The 19,949-nt window shown below is 60.1% G+C and carries 18 protein-coding genes and 1 pseudogene; 12 read left to right on the forward strand and 7 right to left on the reverse strand.

Annotated elements, in window-relative coordinates:
- Positions 1 to 179: 179 nt before the first annotated feature.
- The gene (locus AB4N98_RS10695; protein WP_068935359.1) at positions 180 to 614 is read left to right on the forward strand and encodes a YkgJ family cysteine cluster protein; all 435 of its coding nucleotides are present in this window, start codon (positions 180 to 182) and stop codon (positions 612 to 614) included.
- Positions 615 to 807: 193 nt separating this feature from the next.
- Here the strand turns inward: AB4N98_RS10695 and typA are convergent, their stop codons facing one another.
- Positions 808 to 2,628, reverse strand: a complete 1,821-nt coding sequence (gene typA, locus AB4N98_RS10700) for a translational GTPase TypA (protein ID WP_008028025.1) — start codon at positions 2,626 to 2,628, stop codon at positions 808 to 810.
- Between the two features lie 139 nt (positions 2,629 to 2,767).
- Positions 2,768 to 4,222 (reverse strand): tRNA uracil 4-sulfurtransferase ThiI, encoded by a 1,455-nt coding sequence (thiI, locus tag AB4N98_RS10705; protein ID WP_135196348.1) that lies wholly within the window; start codon positions 4,220 to 4,222, stop codon positions 2,768 to 2,770.
- A 334-nt stretch (positions 4,223 to 4,556) separates the two neighbouring features.
- Between thiI and glnA the strand changes: the two genes are divergently transcribed.
- The 5 genes from glnA to ntrC all read left to right on the forward strand — a co-directional run bounded on the left by glnA (position 4,557) and on the right by ntrC (position 9,952).
- Positions 4,557 to 5,963, forward strand: coding sequence for a glutamate--ammonia ligase (gene glnA / locus AB4N98_RS10710; RefSeq protein WP_017529544.1), 1,407 nt, complete (start codon positions 4,557 to 4,559; stop codon positions 5,961 to 5,963).
- Positions 5,964 to 6,072: 109 nt separating this feature from the next.
- Positions 6,073 to 6,612: a chorismate mutase gene (locus AB4N98_RS10715; protein ID WP_065879511.1), complete on the forward strand. Its 540-nt coding sequence runs from the start codon at positions 6,073 to 6,075 to the stop codon at positions 6,610 to 6,612.
- A gap of 99 nt (positions 6,613 to 6,711) precedes the next feature.
- Entirely contained in the window at positions 6,712 to 7,137 is a 426-nt protein-coding gene (locus AB4N98_RS10720) for a cupin domain-containing protein (protein WP_065879512.1), read from the forward strand.
- 296 nt (positions 7,138 to 7,433) lie between these two features.
- Positions 7,434 to 8,519, forward strand: a complete 1,086-nt coding sequence (gene glnL / locus AB4N98_RS10725; RefSeq protein ID WP_017529546.1) for a nitrogen regulation protein NR(II) — start codon at positions 7,434 to 7,436, stop codon at positions 8,517 to 8,519.
- Entirely contained in the window at positions 8,516 to 9,952 is a 1,437-nt protein-coding gene (gene ntrC / locus AB4N98_RS10730) for a nitrogen regulation protein NR(I) (RefSeq protein WP_017529547.1), read from the forward strand. The genes glnL and ntrC overlap by 4 nt, the downstream gene beginning before the upstream one ends.
- 335 nt (positions 9,953 to 10,287) lie before the next feature.
- Here the strand turns inward: ntrC and AB4N98_RS10735 are convergent, their stop codons facing one another.
- Entirely contained in the window at positions 10,288 to 10,728 is a 441-nt protein-coding gene (locus AB4N98_RS10735; protein WP_068937236.1) for a hypothetical protein, read from the reverse strand.
- Between AB4N98_RS10735 and AB4N98_RS10740 the strand changes: the two genes are divergently transcribed.
- Positions 10,727 to 11,182: a tRNA (cytidine(34)-2'-O)-methyltransferase gene (locus tag AB4N98_RS10740; protein ID WP_010563141.1), complete on the forward strand. Its 456-nt coding sequence runs from the start codon at positions 10,727 to 10,729 to the stop codon at positions 11,180 to 11,182. The genes AB4N98_RS10735 and AB4N98_RS10740 overlap by 2 nt on opposite strands.
- A gap of 119 nt (positions 11,183 to 11,301) precedes the next feature.
- Here AB4N98_RS10740 and secB read toward each other — a convergent pair whose 3' ends face one another.
- The 3 genes from secB to AB4N98_RS10755 are packed head-to-tail and all read right to left on the reverse strand — an operon-like array spanning position 11,302 to position 12,486.
- Positions 11,302 to 11,781, reverse strand: coding sequence for a protein-export chaperone SecB (gene secB, locus AB4N98_RS10745; RefSeq protein WP_012721755.1), 480 nt, complete (start codon positions 11,779 to 11,781; stop codon positions 11,302 to 11,304).
- Positions 11,782 to 11,816: 35 nt separating this feature from the next.
- Complete coding sequence (gene grxC, locus AB4N98_RS10750; RefSeq protein ID WP_017529549.1) at positions 11,817 to 12,071, reverse strand: glutaredoxin 3; 255 nt, start codon at positions 12,069 to 12,071, stop codon at positions 11,817 to 11,819.
- Position 12,072: 1 nt separating this feature from the next.
- A complete protein-coding gene (locus AB4N98_RS10755) occupies positions 12,073 to 12,486 on the reverse strand; it encodes a rhodanese-like domain-containing protein (protein WP_017529550.1) in 414 nt (137 codons plus the stop codon).
- Positions 12,487 to 12,637: 151 nt separating this feature from the next.
- Here AB4N98_RS10755 and gpmI point away from each other — a divergent pair, with 151 nt between their 5' ends.
- From gpmI to AB4N98_RS10780, 5 genes and pseudogenes are all read left to right on the forward strand, one after another.
- Positions 12,638 to 14,164 (forward strand): 2,3-bisphosphoglycerate-independent phosphoglycerate mutase, encoded by a 1,527-nt coding sequence (gene gpmI, locus AB4N98_RS10760; RefSeq protein ID WP_017529551.1) that lies wholly within the window; start codon positions 12,638 to 12,640, stop codon positions 14,162 to 14,164.
- Between the two features lie 257 nt (positions 14,165 to 14,421).
- Positions 14,422 to 15,715: pseudogene (locus tag AB4N98_RS10765) on the forward strand (murein hydrolase activator EnvC family protein).
- Between the two features lie 30 nt (positions 15,716 to 15,745).
- On the forward strand, positions 15,746 to 17,074 hold the full coding sequence (locus tag AB4N98_RS10770; protein WP_017529553.1) for a S41 family peptidase: 1,329 nt from the start codon (positions 15,746 to 15,748) through the stop codon (positions 17,072 to 17,074).
- Between the two features lies 1 nt (position 17,075).
- The gene (locus AB4N98_RS10775; protein ID WP_017529554.1) at positions 17,076 to 17,861 is read left to right on the forward strand and encodes a divergent polysaccharide deacetylase family protein; all 786 of its coding nucleotides are present in this window, start codon (positions 17,076 to 17,078) and stop codon (positions 17,859 to 17,861) included.
- A 63-nt stretch (positions 17,862 to 17,924) separates the two neighbouring features.
- A complete protein-coding gene (locus tag AB4N98_RS10780; RefSeq protein ID WP_065879514.1) occupies positions 17,925 to 19,217 on the forward strand; it encodes a Vps62-related protein in 1,293 nt (430 codons plus the stop codon).
- Here the strand turns inward: AB4N98_RS10780 and AB4N98_RS10785 are convergent.
- On the reverse strand, positions 19,170 to 19,925 hold the full coding sequence (locus AB4N98_RS10785; protein ID WP_065879515.1) for a substrate-binding periplasmic protein: 756 nt from the start codon (positions 19,923 to 19,925) through the stop codon (positions 19,170 to 19,172). The genes AB4N98_RS10780 and AB4N98_RS10785 overlap by 48 nt on opposite strands.
- Positions 19,926 to 19,949 lie beyond the last annotated feature (24 nt).

Raw genomic sequence — 19,949 nt, forward strand, 5'->3', positions numbered from 1 at the left:
GTCTGACAGATGGCAGACGCTCTGGTTCGTCAGTTTTTTAACTCATTCATCGTTGCGTGAATTAGATGCAGGGGCCGTGCCCAATCATGGCCACAGATGAAATCTTGAAAAGATTGTTCAAAAAACCACCAATCCCGGTATGATCGCGCGCCCTGATATCGCCTCACCCTGGAACCCTGATGAAGCCCCAACTGATCGCAGCCGCGGAACTCGACCGTCTTGAGACCTGGCAAAAATATTCCGCGCACATGTGTGGCGGTTGTGTGTCCAGCTGCTGCACGCTGCCGGTCGAAGTGAAGATCAAGGACCTGATCCGCATTGGCATCGTCGATGAATTCGAGCGCGGCGATCCGCCGAAGAACATCGCCAAGCGCTTGCAGAAGGAAGGCATTGTCGAGCGCTTCAATTCCAAGTCGGAAATTTTTACCCTGCAGCGCATGAGCAACAACGATTGCCTGTACCTGGATCGTAAGACGCGCTTTTGCACCATTTATGACAAGCGCCCGGACACTTGCCGCAACCACCCGAAGATCGGGCCGCGGCCGGGGTACTGTGCGTACAAGCCCAAGGAAGTGGTGCGCGAGACCAAGCTCAAGACCCTCGACAAGTTCTGATCCAGGTTTTTTGGGGCTTTCAAGGGCCTCATCGTGGGCAAGCCCCCTCCCACCTTTGACTATGTTCACAAACCAAAAAGTGGGAGGGGGCTTGCTCCCGATAACGCCAGTACAGGCACCCCAAATTCTGCAGGCACAAAAAAACGCCCCCGGCCTTTCGACCGGGGGCGTTTTTCATTCAGCCTGAGTTAACTCAGTTCTTGGCTTTCTTGGCAGCGCGGGTACGCTCGCCTTCGTCCAGGATCTTCTTACGCAGACGGATCGACTTAGGCGTAACTTCGCACAGCTCGTCGTCCTGGATGAATTCCAGGGCCTGTTCCAGGGTGAAGCGAACAGGTGGGACCAGGGCGATGGTTTCGTCTTTACCCGAAGCACGCATGTTGTCGAGCTTCTTGCCTTTGGTTGGGTTGACGCCCATGTCGTTGTCACGGCTGTTCAGACCAACGATCTGACCGTTGTAGATCTCTTGACCGTGTTCAACGAACAGCTTGCCACGCGCCTGGAGGGTTTCCAGGGAGTAGGTCAGTGCCTTGCCGGTTTCTACCGATACCAGAACACCGTTCTGACGGCCGGACATGTCGCCGGACTTCATGGTGTCGTAGCGATCGAAGATCGAGGTCAGGATGCCGGCGCCGTTGGTCAGGGTCAGGAACTGGTTACGGAAACCGATCAGACCGCGAGCAGGGATGTTGTATTCCAGACGTACACGGCCCTTGCCATCCGGCACCATGTTGGTCAGGTCGCCCTTACGCAGGCCCATCTCTTCCATGACCTTGCCCTGGGATTCTTCAGGGGTGTCGATGGTCACGTTTTCGAACGGTTCCTGCTTCACGCCGTCAACCTGACGGATGATCACTTCAGGACGACCAACGCCCATTTCGAAGCCTTCGCGACGCATGGTTTCGATCAGTACCGAGAGGTGCAGCTCACCACGGCCGGAAACCTTGAACTTGTCAGCCGAGTCGCCTTCTTCAACGCGCAGTGCAACGTTGTACAGCAGCTCTTTGTCCAGACGCTCCTTGATGTTACGGGAGGTCACGAACTTGCCTTCTTTACCGCAGAACGGCGAGTCGTTTACCTGGAAGGTCATGGAAACGGTTGGCTCGTCAACGGTCAGAGGCTTCATCGCCTCGACGTTGTCCGGCTGGCACAGGGTGTCGGAGATGAACAGCGAGTCCATACCGCTGACGCACACGATGTCGCCGGCGAAGGCTTCTTCGACGTCGATGCGGTGCAGGCCGTGGTGACCCATCAGCTTCAGGATACGACCGTTACGCTTCTTGCCGTCGGCGCCGATAGCCACAACCGGGGTGTTCGGCTTGACGCTGCCGCGAGCGATACGGCCAACGCCGATAACACCCAGGAAGCTGTTGTAGTCCAGTGCCGAGATCTGCATCTGGAACGGACCTTCACGGTCAACTTTCGGCGCCGGTACGTTGTCGACGATCGACTGGTACAGCGGGGTCATGTCTTCAGCCATGTCGGTGTGGTCAAGACCGGCAATGCCGTTCAGGGCCGAGGCGTAGACGACCTTGAAGTCCAGCTGCTCTTCGGTGGCGCCCAGGTTGTCGAACAGGTCGAAGATCTGGTCCAGAACCCAGTCCGGACGCGCGCCTGGACGGTCAACCTTGTTGATGCACACGATCGGACGCAGGCCGGCTTCGAAAGCCTTCTTGGTCACAAAACGGGTTTGCGGCATAGGGCCGTCTTGAGCGTCAACCAGCAGCAGAACGGAGTCGACCATCGACATTACGCGTTCTACTTCGCCGCCGAAGTCGGCGTGGCCCGGGGTATCCACGATGTTGATGTGGTAGCCGTTCCAGTTGATAGCGGTGTTTTTTGCCAGGATGGTAATACCGCGCTCTTTTTCCTGGTCGTTGGAGTCCATCACGCGCTCGTCGTTGAGCTCGTTGCGCTCCAGGGTGCCGGATTGACGCAGGAGTTTGTCTACCAGGGTGGTTTTACCATGGTCAACGTGAGCAATGATGGCGATGTTACGTAGATTTTCGATCACTTGTGTATCTCGATCAGAGGATTCGGTGTGCTGACAGGTCGTGGCAGCGATTTACAGTAGAGTCAGGCCTTGCCGTTACAGCTTGACGGCAGAGTCGGGGGGCCGGTGACGCAGGCCACAGGCAAACAGCCCCGGGCTCTTAGCTCGGTCGATAAACGCGCACATTGGCATGCCCCTCACTGAGCAAATGGTGGGCATGCAGGCGACTCATCACGCCTTTGTCGCAATACAGCAGGTACTGACGGCTGTCATCCAGTTCCTTGAAACGCGCGTTCAATGCATAGAACGGCAGCGCTTGTACGTCGATGCCGGCGATTTCCAGCGGCTCATCTTCCGCGGCATCCGGGTGACGGATGTCGATGACGATCTGGCCGGCCAGGGCTTCGCTGACTTCTTCGATCTGCACATCCTGGCCCAACTCGTCGATAACACGATCGATCGGTACCAGCTTGGCGTTCTCGAGCGCACGCTCCAGAATCGCCATATCAAACTGTTGTTCTTCGTACTCCACGCGGTTGCGCTTGGCGTGGGTCTTGGGGTTCACCGAGATGACCCCGCAGTACTCAGGCATATGCTTGGCGAAGTCGGCGGTGCCGATTTCTTCCGCCAAATCGATGATGTCCTGCTTGTGGCTGGCGATCAGCGGGCGCAGCACCAGCTTCTCGGTCACGCAGTCGATCAGCGACAGGTTCGGCAGCGTCTGGCTGGAAACCTGGGAAATCGCTTCGCCGGTCACCAGCGCGTCGATCTGCAATTGATCGGCGATACGGGAGGCCGCGCGCAACATCATACGCTTCAATACCACGCCCATATGACTGTTATCGACTTTGCCGAGAATTTCGCCCAGCACTTCCTCGAACGGTACGCTCACAAATAGCACGCGTTGGGAGCTGCCGTACTTCTTCCAGATAAAGTGCGCAACTTCCATCACGCCCAATTCGTGTGCGCGCCCACCCAGGTTGAAGAAGCAGAAGTGGCTCATCAGGCCGCGGCGCATGATCTGGTAGGCCGCCACCGTGGAATCGAAACCGCCGGACATCAGCACCAGGGTCTGTTCCAGGGCGCCGAGCGGGTAGCCGCCGATGCTGTTGTGCTGGCTGTGGATCACAAACAACCGTTGGTCGCGAATTTCCATGCGCACTTCAATTTGCGGCGCTTTCAGGGAAATTCCAGCGGCGCCGCACTCGCGACGCAGCTTGCTGCCGACGTATTTCTCCACGTCCATGGAGCTGAACGGGTGCTTGCCGGCACGCTTGCAGCGCACCGAAAAAATCTTGCCTTCAAGGTTGTCGCCAAAATGCAGTTTGCATTTTTCGGTGATGTCGTCGAAGTCGCCCAGCGCGTACTCGTCAACCTGCAGGAAGTGTGCGATGCCCGGCATGCAGCTCAGGCGCTCGGTCATATCCTTCAAGGCTTTGGCGTCGGTCAGGCGGGTTTCCAGCTCGAGGTTGTCCCACACGCCATTCACCACCACAGCCGGGTCCAGATCGCGGAGCACGGCACGGATGTTCTTGGCCAATTGACGGATAAAACGCATCCGTACCGGTCGGCTCTTGATGGTGATTTCGGGGAAGACTTTAACGATTAATTTCATGGAAACAGCGCGCGCCGGGCCTGCTGAAAAAGGGGGGCGCGGATTATAGCGGAAATCGCTCAAGGTTTAACCAGTTAATATGCACTCACACCACAACGCACTAAAGCGGTGCATTTGCATGCGCATGCGCCACATTGCAGTGCGCTATTTTCGGGCTTTTGTCGCTGCGCACCTTTATAGGGTCGCTTTTGGCGCAAAAAACCCATGTTGGCGCACTGGCATGCAATTTGCTCTCTTGTGAGGCAGGTTGCCATGGCGGACTATCCGCGCCGGCATCACCCACATTCTAAGGGCTAACTCCACTACCCCAGCCCGAAGCCACCCGGAGGACACTATGTCGAAGTCGGTTCAACTCATCAAAGATCATGACGTTAAATGGATTGATCTGCGCTTCACGGACACCAAAGGCACTCAGCACCACGTGACCATGCCGGCTCGCGACGCGCTGGATGATGCTTTCTTCGAAGAAGGCAAAATGTTCGACGGTTCCTCCATTGCCGGCTGGAAAGGCATCGAAGCCTCCGACATGATCCTGATGCCGGACGACAGCACTGCCGTCCTTGACCCGTTCACCGAAGACCCAACCCTGATCATCGTCTGCGACGTGATCGAGCCTTCGACCATGCAAGGCTACGATCGCGACCCACGTGCGATCGCCAAGCGCGCCGAGGAATACCTGAAGTCGACCGGTATCGGCGACACCGTATTCGTAGGCCCGGAACCAGAGTTCTTCATCTTTGATTCGGTCAAGTTCAAGTCCGACATCTCCGGTTCCATGTTCAAAATCTTCTCCGAGCAAGGCTCGTGGATGTCCGACCAGGACGTGGAAGGCGGCAACAAAGGCCACCGTCCAGGCGTCAAAGGTGGCTACTTCCCGGTTCCGCCGTTCGACCACGACCACGAAATCCGTACCTCCATGTGCAACGCCATGGAAGAAATGGGCCTGGTCATCGAAGTCCACCACCACGAAGTGGCGACTGCCGGCCAGAACGAAATCGGCGTGAAGTTCAACACCCTGGTAGCCAAGGCTGACGAAGTCCAGACCCTGAAGTACTGCGTACACAACGTAGCTGATGCCTACGGCCGTACCGCTACCTTCATGCCTAAGCCACTGTACGGCGATAACGGTTCGGGTATGCACGTTCACCTGTCCATCGCCAAAGAAGGCAAGAACACCTTCGCCGGCGAAGGTTATGCCGGCCTGTCCGACACCGCCCTGTACTTCATCGGCGGTATCATCAAGCACGGTAAGGCCCTGAACGGCTTCACCAACCCGTCGACCAACTCCTACAAGCGTCTGGTCCCAGGTTTCGAAGCACCGGTGATGCTGGCCTACTCGGCTCGCAACCGTTCCGCCTCGATCCGTATTCCTTACGTGTCCAGCCCACGCGCTCGCCGTATCGAAGCGCGCTTCCCTGATCCGGCAGCCAACCCATACCTGGCCTTCGCTGCGCTGGTCATGGCTGGCCTGGACGGCATCCAGAACAAGATCCACCCAGGCGATGCCGCCGACAAAAACTTGTACGACCTGCCGCCTGAAGAGGCCAAAGAGATCCCACAAGTGTGCGGCAGCCTGAAAGAAGCCCTGGAAGAGCTGGACAAGGGCCGTGCGTTCCTGACCAAAGGCGGCGTATTCAGCGACGACTTCATCGATGCCTACATCGAGCTCAAAAGCGAAGAAGAAATCAAGGTTCGCACCTTCGTACACCCACTGGAATACGAGCTGTACTACAGCTGCTGATCCGGTAGCGCTGCTTGACGCAGCGTGATGAAAAAGGCCTCCTTCGGGAGGTCTTTTTTTGCCCGGGAATTAACCCGAATCCCCCCTCCCTCCCACAAGGAGATCAGCATTGAAACGTCGACTTGCGTTCGCTTTAGTGTTTTTCAGCGCCAGTGCATTGGCTGCGCCCCCCACTCTTGAGCCGCTGCTCAACAGCATCGCCGAACGCCTGGAAATCGCCGACCAGGTGGCGCTGAGCAAATGGGACAGCAAAAAACCGGTGGAAGATAAGAAGCGCGAACAAGAAGTGATCGCCAGCGTTGTCGCCCAGGCGCCGAGCTACAAACTGGCACCCGCCGCCGCCGAGCAATTCTTCTCGGCCCAGATCGAGGCAAACAAGCTGGTGCAGTACACCCACCTGTCCGATTGGCAGTTCCAGGGCAAGGCACCCGACGATCCGCGCCCGGACCTGGTGAAGCAGATTCGCCCGCAGCTGGATCAATTGCAAACACGCCTGCTGCAACAACTGGCGGACTTCACCCCCCAACGTAGCGACCCGCAGTGCCCTCACTGGCTGGCCGAAGCGGTGCATGAGCCGCTGAACGACCCGCTGCGGCAACTGGCGATGATCCGCGCCACGGCCGAGCTGTGTATTCGCACAGGCCAATAACGGATGACACCCACATTATTTTAGGCACCTTCCGGCATCCCTCCCCGAACAGCGATCGTAGCCTGACCGGCCACTCAGCGAACGGGATGAAACCAAACCATGGAAGCCCTCAAATGCTTGATCGCAACAGCGGCCTGCTTGTCTGCCCTAGGCTGCAGCAGCCAGCCGAAAAACGTCGTGCAAATCGAAAAGGAAACCCTGCTGCAGAGCAGCGCATCATGGGACGGAACACCTTACAAGGCCTACCCCTCCGGACCGCCGGAACTCACGCTGTTGCGGCTCAAGATCCCCGCGAATACGCAGTTACCCTGGCACAGCCACCCCATGCCGAACGCAGCGTATATCCTCTCGGGCGAGTTGATCGTTGAAGCCCGTAAAGGTGGGCAAGCCCTCACCCTGACACAAGGGCAAACCCTGGCCGAGATGGTAGGCACAGTCCATCGCGGCAGAACCGGAAGCACACCGGTGGAACTGCTGGTCTTTTACGCCGGCAGCGCGGGCATGCCACTCTCCCAGCCACACTGATAAAGCCCCACCACTGAGATCGCTCTCGCACAGCCGCCGAGAGCCCTCTCTCATCACTTCCTGAACAAACCTCACAAAACCGCACTATATTGGTGCGACGACCTGCACCCTTCCCACTGACTCACCCCATTTTGGTTCGAAACTTCCCGGCCAAGCTGGCAGAACGCCACAGTTTCGCGCCTTAAACCCCTATTTCAGGGGATTAACGCTTCTTTTCGGAGCCTTGGTTTGGTTTTTGCATTTTCCTTGTATCAGCGTGTGCCTCAAGCCCGCGCCTTGCTCCAAAAGAGGTCCCGATGACCATCAGCGATGCACTGCACCGTTTGCTACTCGACAACCTGACCACCGCGACCATCCTGCTCAATGACGACCTGCGCCTTGAGTACATGAACCCGGCGGCAGAGATGCTCCTGGCCATCAGCGGCCAGCGCAGCCATGGGCAGTTCATCAGCGAATTATTCACCGAGTCGGCCGAAGCCCTGAGTTCGTTGCGCCAGGCCGTGGAGCAGGCACACCCGTTCACCAAGCGCGAGGCGATGCTCACCGCCCTGACCGGCCAGACCCTGACCGTCGACTACGCCGTGACCCCGATCCTGAGCAACGGCGCCACCCTGCTGCTGCTTGAAGTCCACCCTCGCGACCGACTGCTGCGCATCACCAAGGAAGAAGCGCAGCTGTCCAAGCAGGAAACCAGCAAGATGCTGGTGCGCGGCCTGGCCCATGAGATCAAGAACCCCCTGGGCGGCATTCGCGGCGCGGCGCAGCTGCTGGCCCGCGAGCTGCCGGAGGAGCATCTCAAGGACTACACCAACGTCATCATCGAAGAGGCCGACCGCCTGCGAAACCTTGTGGACCGCATGCTCGGCTCGAACAAACTGCCGTCGCTGGCGATGACCAACGTGCATGAAGTACTGGAGCGCGTCTGCCAATTGGTCGAGGCCGAAAGCCAGGGCTGCATCACCTTGGTGCGCGACTACGACCCAAGCATTCCCGACGTCCTGATCGACCGCGAACAGATGATCCAGGCGGTGCTCAATATCGTGCGTAACGCCATGCAAGCCATCAGCAGCCAGAACGAGCTGCGCCTGGGCCGCATCAGCCTGCGCACCCGCGCCTTGCGCCAGTTCACCATCGGCCATGTGCGCCATCGCCTGGTGACCAAGGTCGAGATCATCGACAACGGCCCGGGCATTCCCACGGAACTGCAGGAAACCATTTTCTTTCCCATGGTCAGCGGCCGCCCGGACGGTACCGGGCTGGGCCTGGCCATCACCCAGAACATCATCAGCCAGCACCAGGGCCTGATCGAATGTGAGAGCCACCCCGGCCACACCACGTTCTCGATCTTCCTGCCATTGGAACAAGGAGCCCCCACGACATGAGCCGTAGTGAAACTGTCTGGATCGTCGATGACGACCGTTCTATCCGCTGGGTCCTCGAGAAAGCCTTGCAACAGGAAGGCATGACCACCCAGAGCTTCGACAGCGCCGACGGGGTGATGAGCCGCCTGGCGCGCCAGCAGCCCGACGTGATCATCTCCGACATCCGCATGCCCGGCGCCAGTGGCCTGGACCTGTTGGCGCGGATTCGCGAACAACACCCGCGCCTGCCGGTGATCATCATGACCGCGCACTCGGACCTGGACAGCGCTGTCGCGTCCTACCAGGGCGGCGCGTTCGAATACCTGCCCAAGCCATTCGACGTGGACGAAGCCGTCGCACTGGTCAAGCGCGCCAACCAGCACGCCCAGGAGCAACAAAACCAGGAAGCCCCACCCACCCTCACCCGCACCCCGGAAATCATCGGCGAAGCGCCGGCGATGCAGGAAGTGTTTCGCGCTATTGGGCGCTTGAGCCACTCCAACATCACCGTGCTGATCAACGGCGAGTCGGGTACCGGTAAAGAGCTGGTGGCCCACGCCCTGCATCGCCACAGCCCGCGGGCGGCCTCGCCGTTTATCGCGCTGAACATGGCGGCGATTCCGAAAGACTTGATGGAGTCCGAACTGTTCGGCCATGAGAAAGGCGCGTTCACCGGTGCGGCCAACCTGCGTCGCGGGCGCTTTGAACAGGCTGACGGCGGCACGTTGTTCCTCGACGAAATCGGCGACATGCCCGCCGACACCCAAACCCGCTTGCTGCGGGTACTGGCGGACGGTGAGTTTTACCGCGTCGGCGGGCACACCCCGGTAAAGGTCGACGTGCGCATCATCGCAGCCACCCACCAGAACCTGGAAACCCTGGTGCACGCGGGCAAGTTCCGCGAGGACTTGTTTCACCGCCTCAACGTGATCCGCATCCACATCCCACGGATGTCGGACCGCCGCGAAGACATCCCGACCCTCGCTCGCCACTTCCTCAGCCGCGCCGCCCAGGAACTGGCCGTTGAGCCGAAGTTGCTCAAGAGCGAGACCGAGGAGTACCTCAAGAACCTGCCATGGCCTGGCAACGTGCGCCAACTGGAGAACACCTGCCGCTGGATCACGGTGATGGCGTCCGGGCGCGAAGTGCATATCAGCGACCTGCCGCCGGAGCTGCTGAGCCTGCCGCAGGATTCGGCCCCGGTGACCAATTGGGAACAGGCACTGCGTCAATGGGCTGACCAGGCGCTGGCTCGTGGCCAGTCAAACCTGCTGGACAGCGCCGTGCCGGCATTCGAGCGGATCATGATCGAGACCGCGCTGAAGCACACCGCCGGCCGTCGTCGCGATGCTGCGGTGTTGCTGGGTTGGGGGCGTAACACCCTGACGCGCAAGATCAAGGAATTGGGGATGAAGGTTGATGGTGGGGATGATGATGAGGGTGATGAAGCCTGATCACATTTGGATCTTCATAACGCTCGGGTTTGTGCACCGCTTCAATGCACTATGAACCGGCATTGAGCACAGACCAGAAAACTCGCCTATCGCTTTCGCTACAAACTCCTTAGCAGTAGAAACAACCAAAGCCCCGTATTCCGGGGCTTTGCGCTTTTTGGCATTTTCTCAAGCGGCAAATGCAAGTTTTGGCACGCCCCCTGCAATAACCCCAGTACAACCCAGTTTCGGGGACCTTGGTACAGGCAGGCCGAGAATCCCCTCTTTAACACCGAAGCCTCTGGCTTCACCCCGTTTTGGGAGCCCTGGTACAGGCAGGCCGGGAACTCCCTCTTTTATTGCTCTTGGAGATGGATCTCCAGCCGCCAGCGGTCATCGACCTCCTCGCCTTTCCACTCCCCGCGCAACGGCCGAGCCGCCACCAGGTTCAGCAGCAAACCTCCATCGGTCTTGCGAATGCGCCAGTTCACGTCCCTTTCATTGACCTTGAGCTGCCCGCTGGCGACCTTGCCCTGGGCGTCGAACAGCAGCGCCACGGTGCCGTCGACATGCTCGCCGTGCAGCTTGGGTTCACTGTTGAACCACACCACCACGCCGTCGCTTATTGTCTCTACCTGCTGCAATTGCACCGGATCGGGGATAGTCAGGCGGCCGATCATCAAGCCCACCATCAAACCGACAATCGCCAATGAGCCCATGACCCGTGGCAATAGCTTCGGCCTGGGGTCCTCTTCGGGGGTAGAATGCAGCGCATCTTTGCCTTCGGAGCCGTGCATGTTTCACGTCATCCTTTTTCAACCAGAAATTCCGCCGAATACCGGCAACGTTATCAGGCTGTGCGCCAACAGTGGCTGCCACCTGCATTTGATCGAACCTTTGGGCTTCGACATGGACGACAAGCGCCTGCGCCGCGCCGGGCTGGACTACCACGAGTACGCCACCTTGCAGCGCCACGCCGACCTGGCCAGTTGCCTGGAAAGCCTGGGCCATCCGCGCTTGTTCGCGTTCACTACCAAGGGTTCGCGGCCGTTCCATGATGCCAGTTTTGCCGAGGGCGATGCCTTCCTGTTCGGCCCGGAAAGCCGTGGCCTGCCGGCAGAGGTACTGGACGCCCTGCCCGACGGCCATCGCTTGCGTTTGCCGATGCGTGAAGGCTGTCGCAGCCTGAACCTGTCCAACACCGTGGCGGTGGCCGTGTACGAAGGCTGGCGCCAACTCGGTTTCAAATAACACGCAAAACAAATGTGGGAGGGGGCTTGCTCCCGATGACGGGTTGCCAGTCGACACTGATGTGACTGGTACACCGCTATCGGGAGCAAGCCCCCTCCCACATTTTTTACCGCATCGACTTACTGAACCGTCGACGAACCTTCCTGTTGCATGCGCTGCAGCTCTTGGGCGTACAGGGCATCGAAGTTCACCGGGGCCAGCATCAGCGCAGGGAACGAGCCACGGGTGACCAGGCTGTCCAGGGTCTCGCGGGCATACGGGAACAGGATGTTCGGGCAGAACGCGCCCAGGGTGTGGCTCATGGATGCTTCGTCCAGGCCCTGGATCAGGAAGATGCCGGCCTGTTGTACTTCAGCGATGAAGGCCACTTCTTCGCCATTCTTGACGGTGACCGACAGCGTCAGCACGACTTCGTGGAAGTCACCTTCCAGGGCTTTTTGGCGGGTGTTCAGATCCAGCGCAACGCTTGGGGTCCATTCCTGACGGAAGATGGCCGGGCTTTTCGGCGCTTCGAACGACAGGTCACGCACATAGATACGCTGCAGCGAGAACTGTGGGCCTTGAGCTTCTGCTGCTTCGGTGTTCTGTTGATCAGTCATCGCAGATCCTTCTTTATCTTGGGGTCTTTAAGGGGTTAAGCGGACAGCAGCGCATCCAGTTTACCGGCGCGCTCAAGAGCGAACAGGTCATCGCAGCCACCGATATGTTTGGCGCCGATCCAGATCTGCGGGACCGACGTGCGGCCGGCCTTCTGGGCCATTTCGGCGCGTACCTGGGGTTTGCCGTCGACCTTGATCTCTTCGAAGGCAACACCCTTTTTCTCAAGCAGGGCCTTGGCCCGCATGCAGTAAGGGCACCAATCGCTGGAATACACGACAACCTGGGTCATATCACTTCACCAGAGGCAGGTTATCGGCGCGCCAGCTGCCGATGCCACCGGACAGCTTGGCGGCGGTGAAACCGGTCTTGAGCATTTCGCGAGCGTGGGTGCCGGCGTGCTGGCCTTGGGCGTCGACCAGGATGATGGTCTTGGCCTTGTGCTTTTCCAGCTCGGCCAGGCGCGCGATCAGCTTGTCCTGGGGAATGTTCAGGGCACCGACGATGTGGCCGGCGGCGAACTCCTTGGCGGGGCGGATATCCACCACAATGGCTTCATCCTTGTTGACCAGCGCGGTCAGCTCCGAGGTGCTCAGGCTGCGGCCACCGCGGCTCAATTCGTGAGCGATCAGCAGCGCCAGCAAGATGACGAAGGCACCCACGAGCAGATAGTGGGCAGTGGCAAATGCAATCAGGTGATCAACCATCAAGGAGGTTCCAGGGCGTTAAAATGGCGGTAAGTATACACAGCCGTCAGGGGGGGCCAACCCCCGTAAAGCGGTGACGTGGTCGGAACTTCGCTTTAAACTGCCACTCCCTTTTCAATTGCCTTCCTTTATTACCGCCGCGAGAGGATCTATGACTACCACGCCTAAACCTTTGGTCCTGATAATTCTCGATGGCTTTGGACACAGTGAAAGCCACCACGACAACGCGGTCTACGCGGCGCGCAAGCCGGTGCTGGACCGTTTGACCGCCACCGTGCCCAACGGCCTCATCTCCGGCTCCGGCATGGACGTGGGCCTGCCGGACGGCCAGATGGGCAATTCGGAAGTCGGCCACATGAACCTCGGTGCCGGACGAGTGGTGTATCAGGACTTCACCCGCGTGACCAAGGCGATCCGCGATGGCGAGTTCTTCGAGAACCCGACCATCTGCGCTGCGGTGGATAAAGCAGTGGCCGCCGGCAAGGCCGTGCACTTCATGGGCCTGCTGTCGGACGGCGGCGTACACAGCCACCAGGACCATCTGGTGGCCATGGCCGAACTGGCGTTCAAGCGTGGCGCCGACAAGATTTACCTGCACGCCTTCCTCGACGGCCGGGACACGCCACCCAAAAGTGCGCAATCGTCCATCGAACTGCTGGACGCCACCTTCGCCGCCCTGGGCAAGGGCCGCATCGCCAGCATCGTGGGCCGCTACTTCGCCATGGACCGCGACAACCGCTGGGACCGCGTATCCCAGGCCTACAACCTGATCGTCGACGGCCAGGCCGACTTCAACGCCGCCACCGCCCAGCAAGGCCTGGAAGCCGCCTACGCGCGCGGCGAAAGCGATGAGTTCGTCAAGGCCACTACCATCGGCGAGCCGGTGAAGGTTGAGGACGGCGACGCCGTGGTGTTCATGAACTTCCGCGCCGACCGTGCCCGCGAGCTGAGCCGCGTGTTCGTCGAAGACGGCTTCAAGGAATTCGAACGCGCGCGCCAACCCAAAGTGCAGTACGTGGGCCTGACGCAGTACGCCGCCAGTATTCCAGCCCCGGCCGCCTTTGCGCCGGGCAGCCTGGACAACGTGCTGGGCGATTACCTGGCAAAAAACGGCAAGACCCAGCTGCGCATCGCCGAAACCGAAAAATACGCCCACGTGACGTTCTTCTTCTCGGGCGGGCGTGAAGAACCGTTCCCCGGGGAAGAGCGCATCCTGATCCCGTCGCCAAAAGTCGCCACCTACGATTTGCAGCCGGAAATGAGCGCTCCGGAGGTGACCGACAAAATCGTCGACGCCATCGAGAACCAGCGTTATGACGTGATCGTGGTCAACTACGCCAACGGCGACATGGTCGGCCACAGCGGTAACCTGGAGGCGGCGGTCAAGGCCGTGGAATGCCTGGACCTGTGCGTGGGCCGCATCGCCGACGCGCTGGAAAAAGTCGGCGGCGAAGCACTCATCACCGCCGACCACGGCAACTGCGAGCAAATGTCCGACGAATCCACGGGCCAGGCCCACACCGCCCACACCACCGAGCCGGTGCCGTTCATCTACGTCGGCAAGCGTGATTTCAAAGTGCGTAACGGCGGGGTGCTGGCGGATGTCGCGCCGACAATGCTGATGTTGATGGGGCTGGAGAAGCCGGTTGAGATGACTGGCACTTCAATCCTGGTGTGATTTCAACCACACCGCACAGCAGTGTGGGAGGGGGCTTGCTCCCGATAGCGGCGTGCCAGTTGATACATATACCGACTGACACCCTGCCATCGGAGCAAGCCCCCTCCCACATTAGCTTTGCGGTGTTTGGAAGATGTCTTTTTGCCATACCGCCGCCACTCGGCAGCTAACTTGCCCGCCGGCCCCAATTGGGCGTTTTTTTTGCAGCGCTTGGCGGGCATACTAGACCGTCCCTTTCCCTGGTGTCGCCCGCCTCTATGCTTCGCGCCTTGATTACCCTCGCTCTTGTCTGCCTGCTCCAACCGGCGTTTGCCGATGAGCGCGCACAAACCCAACAACAGTTGGACGCTACGCGTCAGGACATTACCGAGCTGAAAAAACTGCTCGGCAAGCTCCAGGAAGAAAAATCCGGAGTGCAGAAAGACCTGCGCGGCACGGAAACCGAAATGGGCAAGCTGGAAAAGCAAGTCCAGGAGCTGCAAAAAGAACTAAAGAAGAGCGAGTCGGAACTGGAGCGACTCGACGCTGAGAAAAAAACTCCAGAGCGCACGCGTTGAACAGCAACGCCTGATCGCGATCCAGGCCCGCGCCGCCTACCAGAGCGGCCGCCAGGAATACCTCAAGCTGCTGCTCAACCAGCAGAACCCCGAGAAATTCGCGCGCACCCTCACCTACTACGACTACCTGAGCAAGGCCCGCCTGGAGCAGCTCAAAAGCTTCAACGAGACGCTGCGCCAGTTGGTCAACGTGGAACAGGAGATCGCCAACCAGCAGTCGCAGTTGCAGGACCAGAAAAGCGCCCTCGACACCCAGCGCGATGAGCTCGACAAGGTCCGCAAGGAGCGCCAGCTGGCACTGGCCAAACTCAATGACGACGTGAAAGCCCGCGACGCCAAGCTGCAGGCCCGCGAGCAGGACCAGGCCGACCTGGCCAAAGTGCTCAAGACCATCGAAGAAACCCTGGCGCGCCAGGCACGTGAGGCTGAAGAAGCGCGGCAAAAAGCGCTGATCGCCCAGCAGGAAGCGGAAAAAAAGCGTCAGCGTGAGGCCGAACTGGCAGCCACCACCGACGCCCCGGCGCCCCGTAAACCGGCGCATTCCGCCCCAGGCCCGCTGGTTTCCAGCGCCGGCGAGTCCTTCGGCGGCCCTTTTGCTTCAGCCCGAGGCAAACTTCCATGGCCAGTTGATGGTCGATTGCTGGCACGCTTTGGGGAAACCCGTGGCGATGACACCCGCGCCAAGTGGGATGGGGTGATGATCAGCGCCTCCGCCGGCAGCCAGGTGCATGCCGTTCACGGTGGGCGCGTGGTATTTGCCGATTGGCTGCGGGGCGCCGGTTTATTGGTAATTCTCGACCACGGTAATGGCTATTTGAGCCTTTATGGCCACAATCAGACATTGCTCAAGTCGGCAGGTGATGTTGTAAAAGCCGGTGAATCCATCTCCACTGTCGGTAACAGTGGTGGCCAGGACACCCCGGCGCTGTACTTCGCTATTCGTCAGCAGGGTCGCCCGAGCGATCCCGCACAATGGTGCCGTTCCCAAGGATAGGGCCGCATCTACACTAGGAGTTCGTTCGACATGCTGCATTTGTCCCGCCTCACTTCGCTGGCCCTGACGATCGCCCTGGTGATCGGCGCGCCTCTGGCTTTCGCCGACCAGGCCGCCCCGGCTGCACCCGCCGCCACGGCCGCGTCCTCTGCCGCGACCACCAGGGCGCCGTTGCCGCTGGACGAGCTGCGCACCTTTGCAGAGGTCATGGACCGGATCAAGGCAGCCTATGTTGAACCCGTAGACGACAAGACCCTGCTGGAGAACGCCATCAAGGGCATGCTCAGCAACCTCGACCCGCACTCCGCCTACCTGGGCCCGGAAGATTTCGCCGAGCTGCAGGAAAGCACCAGCGGTGAATTCGGCGGCCTGGGCATCGAAGTCGGCGCCGAAGACGGCAACATCAAAGTGGTTTCGCCGATCGACGACACCCCGGCTTCCAAGGCCGGCATCCAGGCCGGCGACTTTATCGTCAAGATCAACGGCCAGCCGACCCGTGGCCAGACCATGACCGAAGCCGTCGACAAGATGCGCGGCAAGATCGGCCAGAAAATCACCCTGACCCTGGTACGCGACGGCGGCAACCCGTTCGACGTGACGCTGACCCGCGCGACGATCATGGTCAAGAGCGTGAAGAGCCAGTTGCTGGAGTCGGGCTACGGTTACATCCGCATCACTCAATTCCAGGTCAAGACCGGCGACGAAGTGGCCAAGGCCCTGGCCAAGCTGCGCAAGGACAACGGCAAGAAACTCAGCGGCATCGTGCTCGACCTGCGTAACAACCCAGGCGGCGTGCTGCAATCGGCGGTGGAAGTGGTCGACCACTTCATCACCAAGGGCCTGATCGTCTACACCAAGGGCCGTATCGCCAATTCCGAGCTGCGCTTCTCGGCCACCGGCAACGACCTCAGCGAAAACGTGCCACTGGCCGTGCTGATCAACGGCGGCAGCGCCTCGGCCTCGGAAATCGTCGCCGGCGCCTTGCAAGACCAGAAACGTGGCGTGCTGATGGGCACCACCAGCTTCGGCAAAGGCTCGGTGCAAACCGTATTGCCGCTGAACAACGAACGCGCGTTGAAGATCACCACGGCCTTGTACTACACGCCGAACGGTCGCTCGATCCAGGCCCAGGGCATTGTCCCGGACATTGAAGTACGCAAGGCCAAGATCACCAACGAGGTCGACAGCGAGTACTACAAAGAGGCGGACCTGCAAGGCCACCTGGGCAATGGCAACGGCGGCGCCGACCAGCCGACCGGCAGCGCAGCCAAAGCCAAGCCGATGCCACAGGACGATGATTACCAGTTGGCTCAGGCGCTGAGCCTGCTCAAGGGCCTGAGCATTACGCGCAGCCGTTGATATGCGCTTTGCCCTGATCATCGCAGTATTGTGCAGCCTGGCCGGGGTCGCCCACGCGACCCCGGCCGGTGAGCCGCGCAAAGCCTATCTCACCCTGATCATCGATGATCTCGGGCAAAACCTGCCCCGGGATCGTCGCGTGCTGGCCCTCCCCGGGCCGGTGACCACGGCGATCATGCCCGACACGCCTCACGCCGCCGAATTCGCCCGCGAAGCCCACAAGGCCGGCAAAATCGTGATGCTGCACATGCCCATGGACCCGGCCACCGGCCCGTTCGCCTGGCATCCCGAGCTGCCTATCGAAGAGCTGGGCAAACGCCTGGACGCCGCGTTCAACGCCGTGCCCTACACCGCCGGCGTCAACAACCACATGGGCAGCCGCATGACCGCGCAACCCGCCGCCATGGCCTGGTTGATGGCCGAGCTGCAACGGCGCAACAAGTTCTTTGTCGACAGCCGCACCAGCGCGCAAACCGTAGCCGCCGCCGAGGCACAGAAGATCGGCCTGGCCCATGTCTCGCGGGATGTATTCCTGGACGACGAACGCACCGAAGCGGCGATCACCACCCAACTGCAAACCGCAATCAAGCTGGCCCACAAACAAGGCTCGGCCGTGATGATCGGCCACCCTTACCCGCAAACCCTGGCGGTGCTGGAGCGCGAATTGCCCACGCTCAAGGCACAGGGCGTGGAGTGGATCGACATCAAGTTGATGATCAGTGTGCGCAGTAATCAGGCCATGGCCGGTCACGGCAAAAACGGCACCTACCTTCCTGCGCATAGATAGATACAGCCCGCCCACGCGCTCGCTGCTCGACAGTTGATGCTCCCATCAACTGGAGCGTTTTCCATGCAACCTCTGCAATTCAACGACCTGCTCATCAGCTTTACCAGCGAGTTCTTGCCGCTGTGGAACGATAAGGGTTCCAGCGCACAAAAGGCCGTCGGCCTCTGGCGACCCAGCACAACATCCGATGCGCTGAGTTCGTTTTACGCCTTGGGCGATATCGCGGTCGGTCACTACCGCAATATCAACCAAGGCAAGATCGTCGCAGTGGTGAGCGACGCGAATAAGGCCGACGGCACGGCGCTGCGTCCGCCCGTTGACTACCAACGGGTGTGGCACGATGAAGGGACCGGGGCGCATAGCAACCTTTCCATCTGGCGCCCGCTTGCGCCGCAGGGCTACGTCACGATGGGGCTGGTGTGTGGCGTCGGCTACGACAAACCCTCGCGCCATGCCGTGCGCTGTGTGCGCGAAGACCTGGTCGTGACGGCGCAATTGGGCGAGCTGATCTGGAACGATAAAGGCAGCGGCTGCGCCAACGATTTAAGCATCTGGTCGATCACCGCACCCGAGGCGCCCGTCGGCGAAGCTTACCTGGCGCCCGGTACCTTCCTTGGTCATGGCAGTTATGCCAAGCCAGGTATTGAGGCCTACTCCCTGCGCCTGGCGTTGACCACCCATCTGAGCGACCTACCGTCACCTCCGGTTCTCACCGGGCACGAAATCCCCTCCCTGGATGAAAACACCGCCACGCTGCACGCCTGCGAGCTGCCGTGGTTTTGCGTAAAAGACCCGGAACTGAGCGCGGTCGAACAGCTTCAGTCGTCGCCCACCTACCGGCTCGAACGCACGGACCGTTATCGCCTCGGCGGCTTCGGGCACAACACCGGGCAGACCCCTCAGCCGTTTATGTGGACGGCCTCCAAAGGGGAACTGGGCACAAATGCCAGGGCCTTGGCGTTCAATACCAGCATCGACTTATGCAAAGAGTGGCCTGCGCATCCACAGGCGTTTGAGTTGAGTTTTTCGGCGCAGCTGGATCGTGACTTCACGCATACCCAACGCTCCGCGAAAGGCTGGAGTCATTCCTCGCCCTTGGAGATCATCATCTATGTCCCGCCGAAAAAGGCCGTGGCCGCTTACCTGTTACACAGTGAGTACTGCCTGCTGCGTCAGGATGGCAGCCAGGTTTCAGCGACCGTCAGCTACACCAATGGCGATCACGTTTATATGAGCGAATCTCCCGACACCGAGCCGCTGCCGCAAGAGGCAACCCCAAGGGAAGAAGCCGCACAAGCGGAGCCGGATCTACAGGTAACGGGCCATGATTTGATCGACAACGCCCTCACTCCGTAACTGATCAAGGGCCGCTTGCAGCCTGACCATCACGTCATCCGGCACGTCTTTGTTCAGCGCCAGATAAAGCTGCGCACTGTTGAAGCGCAGCACGGTTCTGAGTTGGGTCACCCCGACCTGGCGGGCCAGGTATCGGCCCGCCGGATCACCTGTGGCCCATAGGTCTATCTGGCCATCCATCAGCTTTTGCGCGTTGTCCTGGTCACGCAACGCGACGATCGGGTTGAGGCCCTGCTTTTCCAGGCTCTCGGCGATGGCATCGCCCTTGTAGGCGCCGATCTTGTAGCACCGCGCCTGTTTCACGTCATCCAGCTTGATCTTGCTGTCGGCTTTGGCGAGCAGTACCCAGTCATCCGGACCGATGGGGCCGACCCACTTGAACAGCGCTTCGCGGTCGGGCAGGCGGGCCATGACGAACACGCCATAGCCGGGCTTCTCCAGGGCGAGTTTGTAGATTCGCTCCCAAGGAAAACGCAAGGTGAGGTTGTAGGAAATACCGGCGCGCTTGAAGGTCTCGCGCACGATGTCCACGGCGATGCCTTCGATGTTCTCGTCCTTGGCGAAGTTCTTGCCGTTTTTCGCCATGTTGTAAGGCGGGAAATTTTCCGTGAGCAACACCAGGGAGGCGTCAGACGGTTCTTCGGATCGGGCGGTACCGACCATCAGCACGGAAATGCTGGCGAGAGCGAGCAGCAGCTGTTTGAACATGAAAGTTACCGGAATCCATGGCAA

This window comes from Pseudomonas sp. S3_E10, assembly GCF_054667615.1.

Bases quoted from the DNA above. Each gene is read 5' to 3' on its own strand.
- AB4N98_RS10775 (WP_017529554.1), top strand. From the start codon at position 17,076: ATGCGCTTTGCCCTGATCATCGCAGTATTGTGCAGCCTGGCCGGGGTC.
- gpmI (WP_017529551.1), top strand. From the start codon at position 12,638: ATGACTACCACGCCTAAACCTTTGGTCCTGATAATTCTCGATGGCTTT.
- secB (WP_012721755.1), bottom strand. From the start codon at position 11,781: ATGACTGATCAACAGAACACCGAAGCAGCAGAAGCTCAAGGCCCACAG.
- AB4N98_RS10695 (WP_068935359.1), top strand. From the start codon at position 180: ATGAAGCCCCAACTGATCGCAGCCGCGGAACTCGACCGTCTTGAGACC.
- AB4N98_RS10785 (WP_065879515.1), bottom strand. From the start codon at position 19,925: ATGTTCAAACAGCTGCTGCTCGCTCTCGCCAGCATTTCCGTGCTGATG.
- glnL (WP_017529546.1), top strand. From the start codon at position 7,434: ATGACCATCAGCGATGCACTGCACCGTTTGCTACTCGACAACCTGACC.
- AB4N98_RS10755 (WP_017529550.1), bottom strand. From the start codon at position 12,486: ATGGTTGATCACCTGATTGCATTTGCCACTGCCCACTATCTGCTCGTG.
- AB4N98_RS10720 (WP_065879512.1), top strand. From the start codon at position 6,712: ATGGAAGCCCTCAAATGCTTGATCGCAACAGCGGCCTGCTTGTCTGCC.
- grxC (WP_017529549.1), bottom strand. From the start codon at position 12,071: ATGACCCAGGTTGTCGTGTATTCCAGCGATTGGTGCCCTTACTGCATG.
- glnA (WP_017529544.1), top strand. From the start codon at position 4,557: ATGTCGAAGTCGGTTCAACTCATCAAAGATCATGACGTTAAATGGATT.
- AB4N98_RS10770 (WP_017529553.1), top strand. From the start codon at position 15,746: ATGCTGCATTTGTCCCGCCTCACTTCGCTGGCCCTGACGATCGCCCTG.
- ntrC (WP_017529547.1), top strand. From the start codon at position 8,516: ATGAGCCGTAGTGAAACTGTCTGGATCGTCGATGACGACCGTTCTATC.
- thiI (WP_135196348.1), bottom strand. From the start codon at position 4,222: ATGAAATTAATCGTTAAAGTCTTCCCCGAAATCACCATCAAGAGCCGA.
- AB4N98_RS10735 (WP_068937236.1), bottom strand. From the start codon at position 10,728: ATGCACGGCTCCGAAGGCAAAGATGCGCTGCATTCTACCCCCGAAGAG.
- AB4N98_RS10740 (WP_010563141.1), top strand. From the start codon at position 10,727: ATGTTTCACGTCATCCTTTTTCAACCAGAAATTCCGCCGAATACCGGC.
- AB4N98_RS10780 (WP_065879514.1), top strand. From the start codon at position 17,925: ATGCAACCTCTGCAATTCAACGACCTGCTCATCAGCTTTACCAGCGAG.